The organism is Alkanindiges illinoisensis (assembly GCF_004377485.1).
Taxonomy (GTDB): domain Bacteria; phylum Pseudomonadota; class Gammaproteobacteria; order Pseudomonadales; family Moraxellaceae; genus Alkanindiges; species Alkanindiges illinoisensis_A.
In genome coordinates this window covers 46,520-66,623 of sequence record NZ_SNTY01000025.1, presented here as the reverse complement: position 1 = coordinate 66,623, position 20,104 = coordinate 46,520, and the positions used below count along the sequence as shown (strand labels likewise).

The window sequence follows — 20,104 nt, the reverse complement described above, 5'->3', positions numbered from 1 at the left end:
CTGTCAAATGCATAAAATTGGCGAATAAACGCCCAGCGGCCACGGTTGGCTGTTTGTTAAAAAGTGAGGTGTAACATGGAAAATAGCGCGACAGAAAGCAGCGCAAGGCCCGGTGATAAGCCAGAGAGTAATGCAGAAGATAGTCACGTTCAGGCAGTGCTGAATAATCCAAAGTTTAAACTGCTGGTTCAAAAAAAACGAACGCTTAGCTGGAGCCTGTCAGCCCTGATGCTGATTATTTATATTGGCTTTATCTTGCTGGTAGCCTACGCGCCGGACTTCCTGCACAGCTCGTTTAGTGGTGGAGTCATTACCTGGGGAATTCCGCTGGGTATTGGCGTAATTGTGGCCGCATTTGTGCTCTGTGCCGTGTATTCGGTGATTGCCAATGGAGAACATGAGCGCCTGACCCAGGACGTGGTCAATGATATTAATGCGCATAAGACTGGCACTAACCATCAGCAGGGAGCACGCTAACATGCATTTTTCAGCAAAGCAGGGCGCAACCCGACTGGCGCTGGCCAAACTTAGGCAGTCATTCATGTCTATGGCAACACTGGCCTATGCTTCAGGTATTACCAGCATGGCTTATGCCTCACCAGATCTGGGAGTTGCCGATAAGCAGGCCACCAACTGGACCGCCATTATCATGTTTATGATTTTTGTGGCTGCTACCTTGCTAATTACCAAGTGGGCTGCCAAAAGAACCAACTCCACCAAGGATTTTTACACTGCGGGTGGTGGCATTACCGGCTTCCAAAACGGACTGGCCATTGCGGGTGACTTTATGTCCGCAGCTTCCTTTTTAGGGATTTCTGCCATGGTGTTTGCCTCCGGCTATGATGGGCTGCTGTACTCACTGGGTTTTATGGTGGGCTGGCCCATTGTCCTGTTTCTGGTGGCAGAACGCCTGCGTAACCTGGGCAAATACAACTTTTCCGATGTGGCGTCATTCCGGCTGGAAGAAAAACCAGTGCGGGCAATGGCTGCCGTTAACTCACTGGTTGTTGTAGCATTTTATTTGATTGCACAAATGGTTGGCGCAGGCCAGCTTATCAAGCTGCTGTTTGGGCTTGACTACAACATTGCCGTTATTATTGTGGGCCTGCTGATGATGGCCTATGTGATGTTTGGCGGCATGCTCGCCACCACCTGGGTGCAAATCATCAAGGCAGCCATGTTGCTGAGTGGTGCTACCTTTATGGCGTTTATGGTGCTCAAGGAAGTTGGCTTTAGTTTTAGCAATATGTTCAATCAGGCTATTGCCGCCTATGGCACTGCCCATGACATCACCACGGCTGAGGCCACCAAAATCATGGGCCCCGGCGGTTTGATTTCCAATCCGGTTGATGCGATTTCCCTAGGTCTGGCACTGATGTTTGGTACCGCTGGCCTGCCACATATCCTGATGCGCTTCTTTACCGTTAAAGATGCCAAGGAAGCCCGCAAATCCGTGGTGGTTGCCACCGGGTTTATTGGCTACTTTTACCTGCTGACCTTTATTATTGGCTTTGGTGCCATTTTATTTGTATCGCAAAATCCGGCCTATCTGGATACTGCCAAAATGGCCATGTCCGGCAAGCTGGAACTGATTGGCGGCGGCAATATGGCTGCCGTGCATCTGGCGCATGCGGTGGCTGGTAACTGGTTCTTAGGCTTTATTTCTGCGGTAGCCTTTGCCACCATCTTGGCTGTAGTTGCGGGCTTAACCCTGTCTGGTGCCTCTGCGGTATCGCATGACCTGTATGCCAATGTGTTTAAAAAAGGTCAAACCACCGAAGCTTCCCAGTTGCGGGTGTCCAAGATTGCCACCGTAGTGCTGGCAATTTTTGCCATGTTCCTCGGTATTGTGTTTGAAAAGCAAAATGTGGCGTTTATGGTCGGGCTGGCCTTTGCCGTGGCTGCTTCGGCCAATTTCCCGGTGCTGGTGCTGTCCATGTTCTGGAAAGGATTAACAACGCGTGGGGCCACCATTGGCGGCTGGCTGGGACTGATTAGTGCCGTCGTGCTGATCTTCTTCACCAAAGCCGTTTGGGTTGATACCTTAAAACTGGGTGACAGTGCGCCACTGCCGTATAGCAATCCAGCGCTATTTTCCATGGTACTGTCATTTGCTGCCTGCTGGCTGTTTTCAGTGACTGATAAATCAGCGCGTGCTCAGCGTGAAAAAGCCCGTTTTGATGCCCAGTTTGTTCGTTCCATGACCGGGGTAGGTGCATCTGGTGCACAGGATCATTAAACTCACCATATGCTGTTTTAAGTTCTAACCATCTTTCCTGCTAACGTAAAATTTTAAAGCGTTCTGATACTGGTCAGGACGCTTTTGCATTTCATCGAAAAGTAAGTAAAGAAGCGTGCTTTTTAGAGCCAAATATGATTTATTCGCGTTTTTTATATCCATCACACTCACTAAACTCAATTTTTAGTGCATCTAATCGAAACAGGAACACAAAAGCTGGGGATAAATTAAGGTGAAGCTTGCAAGTTATCTATGAATCTTTCACAATCCAAGCGCAATTGCTTCTCGTCATTTAATCATCAGCTGTTCAGCCAAAAGGACCCTTTAGTGCGATATTTTTTAACCATAAATCGTCATGCTAGAGCGTATCAAACCAGAACATTGCAGTGGGCTATGCCAATTCTTTGTGCAATGCTAATGAATGGCTGTAGCCTGATTCCTGGGATGCGTGCTGATGACCTGCCGGAAATGCCACAGGAAGTCACGCCCTTAAGCAATGGGCTGCAAGTTCAATTGGTTCCGGTTACTGCCGATGTTGCTAATCAACTGAGCATGGCTCAGGCTTCCCCGCAAACCAGCTTTAATCAGGCGTTAAACCAGCTATTTGAACAGCAGCCTGCGGGTAATTATGTATTGCAAAAAGGCGACGTGCTGTCCATTTATTTATGGGCTTATCCGGAAATTACTCCCGCAGCAACAAATATTACGCAAAACAATGCTGAGCAAGTTGGCTTTAAAATTGATCAGGAAGGCAATCTGTCCTTTCCGTTAATCAAGCAAATCCGGGCACAGGGTAAAACAGTTACTGCCTTACAACGTGAATTAAACCAGCGGCTAAGCCGATACCTCAAGCAGCCCGATGCACAAATCAAAGTATTACAGTATAAGGGTCGCAAGTTTTTTGTGGGTGGTGAAGTGCGCTTGCCGGGCCAATACGTGATTTCAGATGAACCTGTCAACTTATACGGGGCGTTAAGTGCCGCAGGCGGTATGCTCAATACCGGTGACCTGAATGCCATTAGCCTGACCCGTAACGGGGTAAATTATCAGTTTGGCTTACTGGATCTGCAAAAACAGGGCTTGTCTCCTAATCAGCTCTACATCCAGAATGGCGATGAAGTTCATATCCTGTCACGTGAAAGCCGCAAAATTTACTTTTTGGGTGAAGCTGGCCGACCAGCACCTTTAATCCTGCGTGAACAGGGCATGAGTCTGGCTGATGTGATTGGTGAAGGGGCAGGCTTAAACCCGTTAAGTGCCAATCCAGCCAAAGTTTATGTCCTGCGTGACAATGCTCAAGGCAATCTGGCCACAGTTTATCAGCTGGATCTATCGTCTTTTACCAGTCTGGCACTGGCGCAGCGTTTTGCGGTACAGCCACGTGACCTTATTTATGTCGATGCCAGTGGACTTGCGCGCTGGAGCCGGGTACTGAATCTGTTATTACCTTCAGCTAATGTGATTCGAACCGGGCAGCTGATTGGTAATGGCAACTAACCATGGCAGCAAATTGTGGAATTTGAAACCATTTTGGTGCTGTGTACCGGTAATATTTGCCGTAGTCCGATGGCAGAAGGCTTGCTCAAACAGTATTTTCCAGACAAGAAAGTTTTGTCTGCTGGTTTACAGGGATTAGTGGATTATCCAGCGGATGAGCATGCCGTTGGCCTGATGCAGGAAATGGAAATTGATATTTCAGCCCATCGCGCGCAAAAGGTAAACACAGAACTGCTGAGGCAAGCTGACCTGATCTTTGTGATGACCAAAGGTCAATTAAAGCTGGTGGAAAAACAATGGCCTTTTGCCCGGGGAAAGACATTTTTGCTAGGGCACTGGCAGCATCAGGAAATTCCTGACCCCTATCAGCAGCCTAAAGGTGCCTTTATTTATGCCCGGGATATGATTATTAGCGGCATTAAGGCATGGCATGAAAAATTGGTGGGATAACATTCTTACAATGACAGTAACTTGCGCAATGATACACAGGAGTTTGATCAAACCCTTATGTGGATTCGGTCAATGGTTGGGTGCAAGTGCTGTTATTGCGATTGATAAATTAAAGATCTGGATTAAATAATGAGCGGGCAAAACCAAGGCACTTATACAGACGACAGTATTGATCTCAAGCAATTATTTTTTATGCTCCTGCGTCAATGGAAAATTATTGTTGCCTGTGTCGTGCTGGCGCTGCTTCTGGCATTACTTTACCTGCGCATTACCAGCCCAACCTATAGTGTGAATGGGTTGATTCAGGTTGAAGATAACAAAAATATGTCCACTGCGTTGCTGGGTGATGTTGCCAACCTAATGGAAGTTCAATCACCAGCGCAAACCGAAGTTGAGCTCATCAAGTCACGTTTTGTGTTATCGAAAGTCATTGAAAACCTGAATCTGGATATTTCTATTCAGAGCCTGGATAACACCTTTAGTAATCGCCTGTTCAAGCGGACCCAGTATCAGACCACCCATAGCCCTTCACAGGTTATTATGAGCAACTCGCAGGGGCTTGCCTTACACATCAGACAGCTCAAGGTTCCGGCTTATTTGCTGAACCAGCCACTGCAACTGCACTTTATTGATAATGAAAATTATGAGCTTGCGCTGCCCACTGGTGAAATAGTTAAAGGGCGGGTTGGCCAGCCAGTCGCACAAATGGTATCGGGTGGCCTGCTGCAACTGAATATTAATAAAGCCCTAGGTGTAGCAGGCAGCAATTTCAGCATTAGCCAGATTGCCTTGCAAACCATGGTGGACCGAATTAATGCCCAGCTTAGCGCTGCTGAAAAAGGCAAGCTAACCGGCATTATTTCAGTGAATTATACGGGTAGTGACAAGGTATTAATTACCAATACCTTAAATGAAATTTTAAAGGTTTATCTGGAACAAAACATTACCCGTAAATCGGCAGAAAGCCAGAATACACTGGCTTTTCTGGACAAGCAGTTGCCAGAGCTTAAGGCACAGCTGGAAACTTCTGAAAACCGTTTTAACCAGTTCCGCGAAAAAAATGACACCATTGACGTCACCAAGGAATCTGAACTGCTGCTTACCCAGAATGTAGAGCTGGAAACCAGACGGATTGAACTGGAACAAAAACGTGCTGAATTAGGCGCCAAATACACCAATGATTTCCCGCTGATGAAGGAAGTCACTGACCAACTGGCCGCTATTGCCCAGCGCAGCAAAGAATTAAACCAGCGCTTAAACCGTTTGCCGGAAGTGCAGCGTCAATATCTGCAACTGTACCGTGATGTGCAAATCAATACTGAACTGTATACCAGCCTGCTAAATAGCTACCAGCAGCTCAAAATTGCTAAAGCTGGCCAGATTGGTAATGCCCATGTGGTCGATCCGGCGATTTTGCCCCTTAAACCTGTACAGCCCAAACCCCTAATGGTGCTCATCCTGTCAATTTTTCTGGGTGGTTTTGGCGGGGTATTACTGGCTTTACTTAGAAACATGCTGAGTAGCGGCGTTAAGGATGCTGAAAACATTGAAGCCCAAACGAGCCTTCCCGTATATGCAACGCTGGCCCATAGCCCTATTCTGGATAAGTTTCGTTCGGTACGCAGTAAAACATTACCGTTACTGGCTCTGGAAGACCATGAAGACCTGACACTGGAAAGCCTGCGTAGCCTGCGCACAGTGTTGTATTTTGCCCAAAAGAATGCCAAAAATAATGTGGTGTTGATTTCAGGTCCAGCGCCAGAAATTGGCAAGTCTTTTATTTGTGCCAACCTGGCCACTATTCTGGCGCAAACCGGCAAGATTGTATTGCTGATTGACGCTGATATGCGTCGTGGTCACATGCATAAGTACTTTAATGCAGATCCTGGTAATGGCCTGGCTGATTACCTCAGTGGCAGTAAAGATTTGGCGGCACGCGATATCATTCAGGACACACCTGTAAAAGGCCTGTCTTTTGTCAGTAAGGGTTCTACCCCTGCTAATCCGTCAGAATTACTGTTAAATCCAGCCTTTGAAAGTTTCCTCCATGAAATTTCCGAGCAATATGATCACGTTATTATTGACTCGCCACCATTATTGGCAGTAACCGACGGTATTATTATCAGCAAATATACGGGACTAAATTTGCTGGTAGCCCGTTATGGCAAAACGCCAATCAAGGAAATTACCCTGTGCATGTCCCGTCTACAACATTCTGGCCAGAATGTGCATGGTATTGTGCTCAATGATGTACCACAAGGCGCACTGCAAAGTGAAGGCTATTCGTACACTTATAAATATCGTTCCAAGGTATAGCTCGGTTTGAAATTGGGTTGCATGATTCAGGATGTTGGCTCGCTCTAGGCGGTTAATAAGGGAATAGATCATAGATGTTATTGGTTACAGGCGGCGCAGGTTATATTGGCTCCCATACCACAGTCCAGCTATTGCAAGCAGGTTACGAGATTGTAGTACTGGATAATTTATCAAATAGTTCATTCACTGCACTAGAGCGGGTCAGGCAAATCACCAACAAAGACCTGGTTTTTGTTGAAGGGGATATTCGCGATCCCAAGGTCTTAAAAAAAATATTCCAGAACTATCCAATTACCGCTGTGCTGCATTTTGCTGCTTTGAAGGCAGTGGGCGAAAGCATGGATCAGCCTTTAGAATATTTTGACAATAATATTGGTGGTACCATTAAGCTACTGCAAGCTATGGAAGAGGCCCAGGTTTATCATCTGGTCTTTAGCTCATCAGCCACGATTTATGGTGAAACTGACCAGTGGGAGCTCGAGGAAAATATGCCTTTGGGAATGCCTACCAATAATTATGGCTATACCAAACTGGTGGTTGAGCAGATGCTCCAAAAACTTTCTGCGGCAAGTAATAAGTGGTCATTTGCCAATTTGCGCTATTTTAATCCTATCGGTGCCCATGAAAGTGGCTTAATTGGCGAAGATCCACAGGGTATTCCCAATAATTTACTACCTTTTGTGTCTCAGGTTGCTATTGGCAAGCTTGACTACCTTCGTATCTTTGGCAGTGATTATCCCACACCGGACGGTACAGCAATTCGGGATTATATTCATATTGTTGACTTGGCTAATGCCCATTTAAAAGCCCTGCAATATATCGAAGAAAACAGAGGCAATCATGCATGGAATATCGGCACAGGTAATGGGTATTCCGTGCGCCAGATCGTTGAGGCATTTGAGCAAGTCACTGGACAGGAAGTAGCGTTTCAATATGTGCCAAGGCGAGAAGGCGACATTGCTGCATGCTGGGCTAACGCCGATAAAGCTGCCACAGAGATAGGCTGGAAGCCAGCTTATAATTTACAGGATATGATTAACCACTTGTGGAATTGGCAAACCAATAATCCGCATGGTTATGCAAACAGCAATCTTGAAGTGACCGATTTTGCCAAAAAACTTAACAGAAACGATGGAGCTTAAGCAAGTGCTAAACTTAGAAAGCATTAAAATTGGCATAATTGGCTTGGGCTATGTAGGTCTGCCTCTGGCGGTAGAGTTTGGCAAAAAGTTTGATGTAGTGGGTTTTGATATTAATCAAGCCCGTATTAATGATTTGCAAAATGGCATAGATCATACGTTGGAAGTGTCTACTGAAGAATTAAAGGCCAGTCCACGCTTGTCGTTTAGCTGTGATTTAAACCAGCTGGCCAGTTGCAATTTTTATATTGTCACGGTGCCGACCCCGATTGATGATTACAAACAACCAGATTTAACACCGCTGGTTAAAGCGTCTGAAACCATTGCCAAGGTACTTAAAAAAGGCGATATCGTGGTGTATGAATCCACAGTGTATCCTGGCGCTACTGAAGAAGACTGCATTCCTGTTCTGGAAAAAAATTCAGGTTTAAAATTTAACCAGGATTTCTTTGCTGGCTATAGCCCCGAGCGCATTAATCCGGGCGACAAAGAACACCGCGTCACCAATATTAAAAAAATTACCTCCGGTTCTACCCCGGAAATTGCTGATCTGGTAGATGCGGTTTACAACCAGATTATTACGGTCGGCACCCATAAGGCATCCAGTATTAAAGTGGCTGAAGCAGCCAAAGTCATTGAAAATACCCAGCGTGATGTCAACATTGCCCTGATTAATGAACTGGCCTTAATTTTTAATAAAATGGGCATTGATACCGAAGAAGTCCTCAAAGCCGCTGGCACCAAGTGGAATTTTTTACCATTCCGTCCGGGTCTGGTCGGTGGGCATTGTATCGGGGTAGACCCATATTACCTAACCCATAAAGCACAGTCTTTAGGCCTGCATCCAGAAATTATTTTAGCAGCACGTCGTTTAAATGACCGTATGGGTGAATATGTTGCAACACAATTGATTAAAGAGATGGTGAAGCAGCGTATACAAGTGGTCGGTTCAAAAATTTTAGTGATGGGCTTAAGTTTTAAAGAAAACTGTCCTGATATTCGTAATACTAAAATTATTGATATGGTTCAGGCTTTAAAAGAATATGAGCTAGATTTAAATATTTATGACCCATGGGTAGACCCGAAAGAAGTGGAACATGAATATGGTTTGACCCCTATTACGCAGCTGCAAAATAATCATTATGATGCAGTGATTTTGGCTGTTGCCCATGATGAGTTTAAAAATATGTCAGTAGAAGATTTTAGAGTCTTAGCTAAAGAAAATTACGTACTCTATGACTTGAAATACATTTTAAAAGTTCAAGAAAGTGATCTAAGACTGTAATGAAAATTGCTATAGACAAAAGAATTTTTTCTAACTCCGCTTGGATGATGTTAGAAAAGTTTTTAGGTATATTTGGGCTTATTTTTGTCAATGCTTATATGGCTAAATATATAGGGCCTGAAAATTTTGGCAAGCTAGCTTTCACTACATCAATTTTTGTTTTTGTGCAAACTTTATCTTGGTTTGGTGCTCAAAATATATTATTTAAACGTTTTAGTGAAAATATTCATTCTGGTATCCGTTTGGCGATAACAACACAATCAATGCGTTGTTATATATATATTCTAACTTCCTTCTGTGCTCTTCTATACTTATGGTTTAGTAGTGACCGATTAACTTTTGTATTCGGAATAGGTAACTGTATTGCTAGCTACTTTATAATTAATGATATTTACTCTATTCATAATAATAGTCAGCTTATTTCAGTTGTGAATGCCTTAACTAATATAATAGGTCTTTTTTTAGCATTAGCTTTAAGGTTTGTTTTAGTTTTTTTTGAGGCTGATCCTTATACAATGATTTTCCCTATTATTGTATTAGCTATGGTTCCATATATATTGAGGAAGATTTATTTCTATAAAAATTATAGTACCAACAGAACTATAAAAAGTAAAAAAAGATATAATAAGTACATGCTTGTAACTGGAGGGAGTTTAGTTTTATCTTCTCTCTCAATTGTTTTGTATACTCAAATTTCAAATATATTTTTAGCTAAATTTACCTCATTTTCTATTTTGGGTGTTTATAATGTTGCTCTAACTCTTGGTTCGGCTTGGGGTTTTATCAATATGGCACTAATTACAAGTTATTTCTCAAAAATCTATTCAGAAAAAAATAAGTCTGTAGAGTTGTATTATTTAAGACAAATACACTGGTTGGTGATAATTATTACAGCATTTGTAATGCTGTGTATGTTTTTATTGGGATCATGGGTGGTTAATACTTTATATGGGATTGAGTTTGTTGACTCTATAAAATTACTACCGTTTATTGTTTTAGCAACTATGTTTTCTGCTTTGGGAACAATTAGTTATCGGTATATGATAAAATTAAATGGGTATAAATATTTATCTATTAAAATGATAAGTGTTAGCATATTAAGTGTTCCTTTGTCTTATGGATTTATTCAGTATTATGGAATATGGGGGGCAGTTATGTGTTTTGTTCTGATAGAGTTTTTATCTTTAACATTGGCAAATTATTTTTTTAGAAATCAGGTTATTTTGAAATTACATCTTAGTTTAATAGGTTTGAAAAATGTTAAAAAATCTGTATAGGTTAATAATTTCTAAATTACCGAAAAAGTATCGTTTAGCTCTGACTTATTTTAGGACTTTTGGAGTCTTTCCAAATATTGAGAACCCTCAAAATTTTAATGAAAAAGTTTTAAGTCGTATTTTGTACGATAAAGATTCTCAATTCTCTTTACTGGCAGATAAATATGCTGTTCGCGCATATGTTCAAGAAAAAATAGGCGAGGACTATTTAATTCCATTAATTCTATGTACAGAAAATCCTGATGACTTATATGGTATGGATCAATGGGAGAAAATTGTAATTAAGCCAAATCATGGTGCTGGTATGGTGAAAATTATTGATGATGTACCAAGCCAAGATGAGAAAAATCAAATTATCGAAAAGGCAACAGCATGGCTTAAGGAGGACTATAGTGAAATAGGTGATGAATGGCATTACAGCCTAATTAAACCTAAACTTCTAGTCGAGCAGAAGATTACTAGTAAGGATGAAGCACTTAGAGATTATAAATTTCATCGCTTTACTAATAAAGATGGTTCATATCGACAGATTTTGCAGGTTGTAGCTGAAAGGTCTGAACAAGGATATGAGACAGTATTTTTTGACGTAAAAGATTTAGATAATATTTTGCACTCTCCTTTTAATTATAAGTTAGTCCTAAGTCCTCGTGAAAAAGAGGCTATTCAAGAGGTATTAAGACTGAATGAGTTCTTATGTACGGAATATAAGTATATTCGTTTGGATTGGTATATTACTAAAGAAAAGATTTACTTTGGAGAAATTACATTTACACCAGGTGCAGGCAGAAGTAGTAGCTTTTCGGGTGTGTTTGGTAAAGAGATTGGAAAACTATGGTTAATGAAATAATGAATATAACAGTTGTAGGCACAGGCTATGTCGGATTCTCTAATGCTGTATTATTTGCGCGTCAGCATCAAGTAACAAGTTTAGATATTGATGAAAATCGTGTTGCTTTAATTAATCAAAAAGTATCACCTATTGCGGATGACTATATTGAGCAGGCATTTGAAGAAGATAATTTAAATCTGAAAGCTACGCTTGATAAGGTTCAAGCGTATGAGCAAGCAGATTATATTATTATTGCTACCCCTACTAACTATGATTCCGAGACCAATTATTTCGACACGTCTTCTATAGAAAGTGTAATTGCAGAGATCCTTCCACTGAATAGCACTGCGACCATTATTATAAAATCGACTATACCTGTCGGCTACACAGCACAGGTTAAATCCAAATTTAAAACTGAACAAATTATATTTGTGCCAGAGTTTTTAAGAGAAGGTAAGGCACTTTATGATAACTTATATCCATCACGTATTATCGTGGGTGAAAAGTCCGAACGTGCTGAAAAAATTGCCCAGCTTTATCTAAATGCGACAGTCGAAAAAAAAGCTCCCACTCTCTGTATGAATGCGACTGAAGCAGAAGCAGTTAAATTATTTTCTAATACGTATTTAGCTATGCGTGTAGCATATTTTAATGAGTTGGATACTTATTGTGCAAAACATGGTTTGAGTAGCTTGGATATTGTAAGAGGTGTAAGTCTAGATCCCCGTATTGGTCAGCATTATAACAATCCTTCCTTTGGTTATGGTGGGTACTGCTTGCCAAAAGACACCAAACAATTACTAGCAAATTATAAAGATGTGCCACAAAATTTGATTCAAGCAATTATTCACTCTAATAAAACGCGTAAACAATACATTGTAAAAGAAATTTTAAAAAAACGTCCAAATGTTGTAGGTATTTATCGTCTAACAATGAAGGCAGGATCTGATAACTTTAGAGACTCAGCTATTCAGGATATTATTCGTGAATTAGAGGAATATAATATTGAAATTCAAATCTATGAACCGACTCTAAATCAAGAAAAATTTGAAGCCTATGCGCTACAAAATGACTTAAATCATTTCTTGTTAAGTTCGGACGTTATCCTTGCGAATAGAATGAGTGATGATCTGAAGCAAGATGCTGATAAGGTTTATACGCGAGATTTGTTCGGGGAGAATTGATAATGAGTTTAGAGCAGTCCAATCCATTAGTGACCGTATATATTCCTACTTTTAATCGTGTAGAACTATTAAAACGTGCAGTTGAGTCTGTACGTCAGCAAACTTATCAAAATTTAGAAATTATTATTGTAGATGATTGCTCTAATGATGGTACACATGAATATTTAGACGAAATTGGTAAGCAAGATTCACGTATTCGCTATTTTATAAAAGAAAAGAATAGTGGGGCATGTGTAAGTCGTAATATTGCAATCGAAAATGCAAAAGGTAAATTTATTACTGGTTTAGACGATGATGATTATTTTCTAAAAGAAAGAATTGAACTTTTTTTAAGAAAATGGGAAAAGAGAAATGTTGATTGCATTGCACTATATTCACTTTATAAACATAAAGTATCAGATAAAAAAATCAAAGATAGTTTTTTAAAGAAAATTATAAGAAGAAATTATGCGGATAGAAAAACAATTTTAGTTAATAACTTAATTGGAAATCAGATATTTGTAGAAACTGCAATAATGAAGCAAACAGGAGGGTTTGATCCTAATTTACCTGCATGGCAAGATTTCGAGTGTTGGTATAGGCTTTTAGGTAATCAAAAATTTTATTTGGTTAAAGAATCTACATATGTAGTAGATACGAGTCATCCATTTGAAAGAATAACCCAAAAAAAAATTAGCAAGATTAAAGAAGCATATAATTATTTTAGATTGAAGCATTCATTAACCGGTCAGGATGAAGTACTTTTATATGCTCATTTATATAATTATGATATAAATTTGGCTAGTTATAGTTTTTTAATTAAAAATTTTTTTACATATGGTAATTATTACTCACTATTTAAGTTGATCCAAAAGATCAAATTAGAGTTTCGATGAAGTAAGAAAAATATGGAATTAATTATTAAGTGCAAAGGTTTTAATTATGAAAATTAGGAAAAAAATACTATTCAAATTATTTGTGTTTCTAATATTAGTATCGATTCCATTTTCATATTTAAATTTTGGCGGATTTAGGGTTTTACCATTTTTTTTAATAGCTTCGTATTCTCTTATTTTTTATAGCTTAAAAAAAATTAGATTTAACTATAATTTAGTTTCATATCTCTTTTTAATTTTAATTGTTTCAATGATGAGTATTTTTTCTAACAGTTTAAACTCATTGCTTAGTATGGTCTGTTTTTTTCTAATTGCATATTGGCCATTATTTATTGAGAGGATAAATTTTTCTAATTATTTTTTTAATAAAATTATTAATATATATATTAACATTGCTTTATTGATGGGGGTGGGGGTCTTATTGCAATCATATTTGTATAATGAAATGAGTGTTTCTATAGGCACAATTAATGAATATGCTGATCGAATTGGTTTTGGATTTATTTGGATGGATTATAGCTTTCTATCATTATATTTTACTTCTCTAATTCCTTTATTATGGTATACAAAAAAAAATAAAGGGGCTTTTGCTGTTTTTTTTATAGTCGTATCTTTAGTTACTACAGCGAGAACAGGATTTTATGCTTTAATTATATTTACAATGATTTTATTAATTATAAGTTTTTTAAAAAATGTAAGCATTAATAATAAAATTAGTATTTTAAAGTTATCTTTTTTCTCTCTTTTTATTATGCCAGTTTTATTTCTATTAAAATATTTTTTTGAAATCAACGCATCATCTAGAATTCTATCATTGGATCCTACTGGAAGAATTGATGGGTATATCTCAGCAATTGATTTTTTTAAAAATAATTTTTTATATGGCTCTATGTATGATATAGAGATTTATAGAAATGCTGTTACTATTATTCCACATAACTTATTTATATATAATTTAGTGTTAGGTGGTGTTGTATTCTTTTTGTTCTTTATATATTGGCTTATTACACTTATACTTTATTGTTTTCCTATGCGGTATGAATATGTTTCCTATTCTGTGGTTATTTGTTTGATTGGTTTTCAATTTATTCCAGCAGTTTTTACTGCATATTTTTTTGCCTTCTTAATTTCATTAGTTTTTTATAAATCAAATTTAAAAAAGTTGAGTTTTTAAGATGAAGATACTTTATTTAACCACTAGTTTAGGCGGTGGCGGTGCTGAAAAAGTTGTTTGTGATTTAGCTGATAAGATGTATGAAAAAGGGCATCAAGTTGTCATAGCCTATTTAACTAGAGATATAATTGTACGCCCCACGTGTAATGAGATTCAATTAATTAATTTAGATTTAAATTCTCCTTTTCAGATGACTAACTCTTTTAAAAAATATAAAAGTTTAATTTTAGAGTTTCAACCGAATATTGTTCATGCACATATGGTGCATGCTAATATTTTTGCACGTCTGTGCCGTTTCTTTGTGAAAATTCCACGTCTTATATGTACTGCACACAGCAATAATGAGGGTGGGCGAGTAAGAATGCTCGCCTATCGTTTAACAAATGGCTTATCGGAAGTATTGACGAATGTCAGTGACAGTGCGTGTCAGAGTTTTCAAAAGCAAGGAGCTGCAACAACGAATCAAATACAAACAGTTTATAATGGAATAGATTTGGAACGTTATACTTTTGGGAGTCAAAAAAATTTTGAGATGGATAAAAAAAATCTACAGTTTTTAGCAGTAGGACGTTTTCATGAAGCCAAAGATTATCCGAATTTATTACATGCTATTGCTATTTTTCGTCAGCATCCACAACACAAAGAATATATACTTAATGTAGTGGGAGATGGAGAACTTAGACCGCAGATAGAAGAGCTAATCGAGCATTTAGGTTTAAAGGACAATGTGACTTTGCTTGGGCGTAGAGATGATATACCCCAACTAATGCAAGAAGCAGATTTTTTCATTTTATCATCAGCTTATGAAGGTTTTAGCTTGGTTGTTGCAGAGGCGATGGCATGTGGCGCTTTTGTCATTGCGACAAATAGTGGTGGCGTGCCTGAAGTAATGGGAGATACAGGAATATTAATTCCACCTCAAGATAGCAAGGCGCTAGCAGAAGCAATAAAACAAGCAGTAAGCAAAACACCTATAGAGATACAAGAAAATAACTTAAAAGCACGAAAACGTGTGGAAGAATTATTTTCTTTAGAAAAATCAGTTGAAAACTGGTTAAAAATTTATAGAAATGAATGAAAACTTTATGTTAAACATAGTTTATATTATCACTCGCTCAGACGTGCTTGGTGGTGCAAGTGTCCATTTACTTGAACTAGCAAAAGGTATGATTAGTCAAGGTCATCAAGTTCATATATTAGTAGGTGGAGCAGGTGCTTTTACTGAAGAGCTTAAGAAAAATCATATAGATTTTAGTTCATTAAAGCACTTAAAAAGAGAAATATCTTTAGCACATGATGTACTAGGTTTTTGGGAAATAAAAAAACATTTAAAACAGCTGAAGCCAGATATAGTACATTGCCATTCTAGTAAGGCTGGCTTATTGGGTCGTTTAGCAGCTAAATCCTTGAACTTACCTGTAGTGTTTACGGCACATGGGTGGGCTTTTACTGATGGAGTAAGCCCTAGAAAACAAAAAATATATGCGACTTTAGAACGTTTCATGACTAAGTTTTCAGATCATATTATTACAGTTTCAGAATATGACCGACAACATGGTTTTAAGCATAACGTTGGAACACCAGAGTTGGTTCAGACTATTCACAATGGTGTACCAGATATAAAAACTTCAGCAAGTGAAAAATCTAGCTCTATAGTAAGATTGATTATGGTTGCACGTTTTGAAGATCCTAAAGATCAATATTTTTTGATACAAGCACTTTCAAAATTACCTGCACATTTAACTTGGCAAATAGATTTTTTAGGCGATGGACCAAATCTTCAAAAATGTCAAGAATTGGCTAACCACGAAAATCTTGATTCAAAAATTATTTTTCATGGACAAAGTTTCAAAGTAAAAGAGTTTTTAAATCTGGCCGATATTTTTGTATTAATTTCAAATTATGAAGGCTTCCCTTTGACTATATTGGAAGCAATGAGTACATCTTTACCTATTATTGCTTCTGATGTGGGAGGGGTAAAGGAAAGTGTTAGTTCTAAAAATGGATATCTTATCCCTAAAAGGGATATTGATATTTTAGTTCAGTCACTTCAAGAACTGATTGTAGATAAAAATTTGCGTCTACAATTAGGTAATAACAGTCGTCATTTGTATGAAACTCAATTTAATTTTAATACAATGTTGCATAAAACATTAGATGTCTACACTCAGGTATTATCAATGCGGTCTTTAAAATAATGAGAGTTTTAATCACAGGTGCAACAGGATTTGTAGGTACAGCTCTGACTGAACGGGTGAGTAGTGTGTATGACACGATTGCTTTAGTCCGCACTCAGAATCATATGCTTTCTGCAAATATCCAACAACTTGTTACTGCTAATATTTTTGCAGCAGACTTACCCGATAATCTAGATGTTATTATTCATTTAGCTGGTCGTGCCCATATTTTAAATGAACAAACAACAGACCCATTGAGCGAATTTCGCAAAGTGAATGTGGACGGTACTTTGCAATTAGCACGTCAGGCTTTAGACAAAAAAATAAAACGCTTTATATTTATGAGTTCTATCGGTGTGAATGGTTCAGTGACGCTGCAGCAACCATTTACAGAAGATGCTTTAGCACAGCCTCATGCAGATTATGCGGTTTCCAAATCAGAGGCTGAGCAAGAGCTTAAAAAGCTATTTGCGGGATCAGCCACAGAATTAGTCATTATTCGTCCACCTTTAGTTTATGCCGCTCATGCACCAGGTAACTTTGCTCGTCTATTAAAATTGGCCTCTACCAATCTACCCTTGCCTTTAGCGCATGTTAATAACAAACGCTCATTCGTTGCTTTAGAAAATCTAGTTGATTTTATATCCTGTTGTATCACTCATCCTTTAGCTGCAAATGAACTATTTTTAATTGCAGACCAACAAGTTATCTCTACAGAGCAAATGGTAAGACTGCTTAAAGCGGGAATGAATAAGAAGCCGATATTATTTTATATGCCCAAAACAGTACTAAAAATAGGTTCTATGCTGGTGGGTAAGAGAAAGCTGTATGAGCAATTGTATGAATCTTTAGAAATAGACTGTTCAAAAGCTTGCAGCCTTTTAAATTGGAAACCCCCTTTGGATACATATCAGGCTTTAGAGCATGTAGGACGCTCACATCGCTTATAAAGATATTAAGGCCGGATTAATATATATAGTATTACTTTTCGACACCTGTATTCATTTTTTGCCTGATTAATTTATTAATTTTAACTTATAGTTTATCAAATGTTAGACATCAAATCATCAACCCCAAGAGTAGTGTAGTAAATGGCTTTTACACTGTCTCATATGGCTGCTGTGCTACCGTTTTACCCCTATCGCCGTTGGGTAAGTTTTGATGCCTTACTGATTGGTAGCATGTTACCAGACTTACCCTATGTACTGAGCAGTAATGAAGCGATAAGCCATCAGTCACATCAGGCGTCAGGATTATTAACCTATTGCTTACCGATGGGATTAATCGTTTTTATACTGTGGTACTGGCTATTGAAGCGGCCAGCACTAAGCTTAATCCATCCATGTCATGAAAGTAATCTTGTAAGACATTCTATGCAGCGTGATAGCTTGAGCAAATGGTCAATCAAATTCAGGAAATATGCTGTTTTCTGGCTTACAGTTGTTCTGGGCCTGTTGCTGGGGACTGTCACCCATTTATTATGGGATGGAATTACTCATCCTGATGGATTTATTGCCAGCCATGTATTGTGGCTGCAGCATCCTGTAAATATAAGCTATTTAGGGTTTATGCCTGTAGCGCGGCTGTTGCAATACGCTACCTCGGTGCTGGGCTTACTGTTTTTAATATTTTTTGCATGGCGTTGGCTACAACAGGGCAATTTAAGCAGCGCCAACTTTAAGTGTAAAAAAATTATTTTAAAAGGTTGGCATAGAGTGCTAATTGTTAGCTTGTTAGGCGCATCTTCACTAGCTACAGCACTACAAGCCGGGTTAAAATGGCACAACCTATGGTTTAGCGATAACTATTTGTTTATAGCCAAAGTGATGGTGGGCTTTTTGCAGGGGATGTGTTCTGCATTTTTCGTTTATGCTTTGCTGTATCAGTGCGTATATTATCTGGATTTTTGTCGAAAACGAAAGTACTGAATCTTAGCCCTAAGAGATTTGAAAGTAGGTTCGATCTTTTTAATAAAATTTTGACTTGAATGTATGACCTTGCGCAAACAGGTTATGTAGGCCAAGAGTAAGAAACAATTTCAGGATGAGCTACATGTTTTTTTACGGAATGTATTTTGGTGTATTTGTGGCCACTTTCTTGCTAACCGCCTATATGCGCCATTATGCTTTAAAGAAGAATATTATAGACAGGCCAAATGAGCGCAGTTCCCATAGCATTCCCACGCCAAGAGGAGGTGGGGTTGCCGTTGTAATCAGCTATTTGATAGCATTATCAGTGCTGATGGTTTACGGTTTTTTTCCGCTGCAATCCGGGCTTACTTTAATTGGAGCAGGTTTTGCAGTTGCCCTTTTGGGATTTTTGGATGACCACGGTCATATTAACTCTTTAGTGCGGTTGGCTATCCATTTTTTAATTGCTATTGGGGTCGTGCTAAGCCTTGGCGGATTTGCTGAGATCGTGGCATTTAACGGTTTGGAACTTGGTTTTTTTACCAATATTATTGCTGTACTTTTTCTGGTATGGCTTCTCAATTTATATAATTTCATGGATGGAATTAATGGAATTGCCAGTGTAGAGGCCATAACAACAACACTAAGCATTGCGATCATTTACCTGATAACAGCTCAGAACTTACATGCTCAGGTACTTTTCTTACTGGCCGCCAGTGTCTTTGGTTTTTTATTATGGAATTTTCCCAAAGCCAGAATTTTTATGGGTGATGCCTGTAGTGGTTTTTTAGGCCTTATCCTTGGAATATTGGCACTTATTGCGTTAAAAGTAGACCTGTCCTTATTTTGTGCATGGCTGATCTGTCTGGGTGTTTTTATTGTAGATGCAACCTTTACATTAATCCGTCGAGTGCTTAACGGGCATAAAATGTATGATGCACACCGTAGCCATACCTATCAGATTGCTTCACGTCGATTCAAGAGTCACACCTTGGTAACCATGAGTGTGGTGGTATTAAACGTGATATGGCTCTTTCCGATAGCCTATTTGGTGGCTATAAAAAATTATACTTATCCAGAATTAGGCGTGTTAGTCGCATATTTGCCGCTGGTAGTATTGGCAGTGATATTCAGGGCAGGTAATGCTCATGCTTAGAAAGGAAAAACACAGGTTATTGATACTCGGGGCAGGTGGATACGGAAAATCATTGGCTGAGGTTGCAGCCCTGACAGGACAGTGGGCAGAAATATGCTTTATTGATGACCAGTGGCCAAGGCTCAAGGACAAGAATGATTATCTCGTGATTTCTGATATTGCTCATTTAAAAAATATGGATCTGATGAATTGTGAAGCCATTGCAGCTGTAGGAAATAACCAGATTAGAAAGCGATGGCATGAGATGTCGACAGAAATGGGTATACCATTGGCAACAATTATTCATCCTCAGGCGATAATTAGCCCAAGCGTTAAAATTGAGGCAGGAGTGTCCATTATGGCCGGATGTGTTTTAGGGACAGATGTGCAGGTTCACAGAGGGTGTATCTTAAATAGTGGTGTAATACTAGATCATGACGTAGTAATCGAAGAGTATGCACACTTAAGTATTGGCGTTAAAGTGGCTGGAAATATTAGAATTGCTGAGTTTTCCTCCTTGGAAGTTGGTTCAACAATAGTTCATAATGGATAGTAATTGTAAATCTGCTAGGCTAGACGTGGTTGTGTAAATAGTGCGTTGTAGAAGTTGTTTGAGT

At 38.9% G+C, this 20,104-nt stretch carries 18 protein-coding genes; all 18 read left to right on the top strand.

Features of this window, described 5'->3' with window-relative positions; translation table 11 throughout:
* The first annotated feature begins 75 nt into the window (after positions 1-75).
* The 18 genes from E2B99_RS07395 to E2B99_RS07310 all read left to right on the top strand — a co-directional run bounded on the left by E2B99_RS07395 (position 76) and on the right by E2B99_RS07310 (position 20,040).
* On the top strand, positions 76-477 hold the full coding sequence (locus E2B99_RS07395) for a DUF485 domain-containing protein (RefSeq protein WP_134244277.1): 402 nt from the start codon (positions 76-78) through the stop codon (positions 475-477).
* 64 nt (positions 478-541) lie between these two features.
* Positions 542-2,239, top strand: coding sequence for a cation acetate symporter (locus tag E2B99_RS07390; protein WP_134244406.1), 1,698 nt, complete (start codon positions 542-544; stop codon positions 2,237-2,239).
* A 393-nt stretch (positions 2,240-2,632) separates the two neighbouring features.
* The gene (locus tag E2B99_RS07385; protein ID WP_166739005.1) at positions 2,633-3,736 is read left to right on the top strand and encodes a polysaccharide biosynthesis/export family protein; all 1,104 of its coding nucleotides are present in this window, start codon (positions 2,633-2,635) and stop codon (positions 3,734-3,736) included.
* Between the two features lie 15 nt (positions 3,737-3,751).
* Complete coding sequence (locus E2B99_RS07380) at positions 3,752-4,186, top strand: low molecular weight protein-tyrosine-phosphatase (protein ID WP_134244275.1); 435 nt, start codon at positions 3,752-3,754, stop codon at positions 4,184-4,186.
* A 129-nt stretch (positions 4,187-4,315) separates the two neighbouring features.
* Positions 4,316-6,502 (top strand): polysaccharide biosynthesis tyrosine autokinase, encoded by a 2,187-nt coding sequence (locus E2B99_RS07375; protein ID WP_134244274.1) that lies wholly within the window; start codon positions 4,316-4,318, stop codon positions 6,500-6,502.
* A 74-nt stretch (positions 6,503-6,576) separates the two neighbouring features.
* Entirely contained in the window at positions 6,577-7,644 is a 1,068-nt protein-coding gene (galE, locus tag E2B99_RS07370) for a UDP-glucose 4-epimerase GalE (protein ID WP_134244273.1), read from the top strand.
* A 4-nt stretch (positions 7,645-7,648) separates the two neighbouring features.
* The gene (tviB, locus tag E2B99_RS07365) at positions 7,649-8,926 is read left to right on the top strand and encodes a Vi polysaccharide biosynthesis UDP-N-acetylglucosamine C-6 dehydrogenase TviB (RefSeq protein WP_134244272.1); all 1,278 of its coding nucleotides are present in this window, start codon (positions 7,649-7,651) and stop codon (positions 8,924-8,926) included.
* Positions 8,926-10,203: an oligosaccharide flippase family protein gene (locus tag E2B99_RS07360; RefSeq protein WP_240687764.1), complete on the top strand. Its 1,278-nt coding sequence runs from the start codon at positions 8,926-8,928 to the stop codon at positions 10,201-10,203. The genes tviB and E2B99_RS07360 overlap by 1 nt, the downstream gene beginning before the upstream one ends.
* Positions 10,184-11,050: an ATP-grasp fold amidoligase family protein gene (locus E2B99_RS07355; protein ID WP_134244271.1), complete on the top strand. Its 867-nt coding sequence runs from the start codon at positions 10,184-10,186 to the stop codon at positions 11,048-11,050. The genes E2B99_RS07360 and E2B99_RS07355 overlap by 20 nt, the downstream gene beginning before the upstream one ends.
* Positions 11,050-12,216, top strand: coding sequence for a nucleotide sugar dehydrogenase (locus tag E2B99_RS07350; RefSeq protein WP_134244270.1), 1,167 nt, complete (start codon positions 11,050-11,052; stop codon positions 12,214-12,216). The genes E2B99_RS07355 and E2B99_RS07350 overlap by 1 nt, the downstream gene beginning before the upstream one ends.
* Positions 12,217-12,218: 2 nt before the next feature.
* The gene (locus tag E2B99_RS07345; RefSeq protein WP_134244269.1) at positions 12,219-13,091 is read left to right on the top strand and encodes a glycosyltransferase family 2 protein; all 873 of its coding nucleotides are present in this window, start codon (positions 12,219-12,221) and stop codon (positions 13,089-13,091) included.
* 46 nt (positions 13,092-13,137) lie between these two features.
* On the top strand, positions 13,138-14,265 hold the full coding sequence (locus E2B99_RS07340) for a hypothetical protein (RefSeq protein ID WP_134244268.1): 1,128 nt from the start codon (positions 13,138-13,140) through the stop codon (positions 14,263-14,265).
* A gap of 1 nt (position 14,266) precedes the next feature.
* Positions 14,267-15,343 carry a glycosyltransferase gene (locus E2B99_RS07335; protein ID WP_134244267.1) on the top strand — a complete coding sequence of 359 codons (1,077 nt, stop codon included), beginning with the start codon at positions 14,267-14,269 and terminating at the stop codon, positions 15,341-15,343.
* Positions 15,344-15,350: 7 nt separating this feature from the next.
* On the top strand, positions 15,351-16,463 hold the full coding sequence (locus E2B99_RS07330; RefSeq protein ID WP_240687763.1) for a glycosyltransferase family 4 protein: 1,113 nt from the start codon (positions 15,351-15,353) through the stop codon (positions 16,461-16,463).
* Positions 16,463-17,392 carry an NAD-dependent epimerase/dehydratase family protein gene (locus E2B99_RS07325; RefSeq protein ID WP_134244265.1) on the top strand — a complete coding sequence of 310 codons (930 nt, stop codon included), beginning with the start codon at positions 16,463-16,465 and terminating at the stop codon, positions 17,390-17,392. The genes E2B99_RS07330 and E2B99_RS07325 overlap by 1 nt, the downstream gene beginning before the upstream one ends.
* A 141-nt stretch (positions 17,393-17,533) precedes the next feature.
* Positions 17,534-18,370 (top strand): DUF4184 family protein, encoded by an 837-nt coding sequence (locus E2B99_RS07320; protein ID WP_134244264.1) that lies wholly within the window; start codon positions 17,534-17,536, stop codon positions 18,368-18,370.
* A gap of 124 nt (positions 18,371-18,494) precedes the next feature.
* On the top strand, positions 18,495-19,508 hold the full coding sequence (locus tag E2B99_RS07315; protein ID WP_430981457.1) for an MraY family glycosyltransferase: 1,014 nt from the start codon (positions 18,495-18,497) through the stop codon (positions 19,506-19,508).
* A complete protein-coding gene (locus tag E2B99_RS07310) occupies positions 19,501-20,040 on the top strand; it encodes an acetyltransferase (protein WP_134244262.1) in 540 nt (179 codons plus the stop codon). Before E2B99_RS07315 ends, E2B99_RS07310 begins: the two co-directional genes overlap by 8 nt.
* Positions 20,041-20,104: the final 64 nt, after the last annotated feature.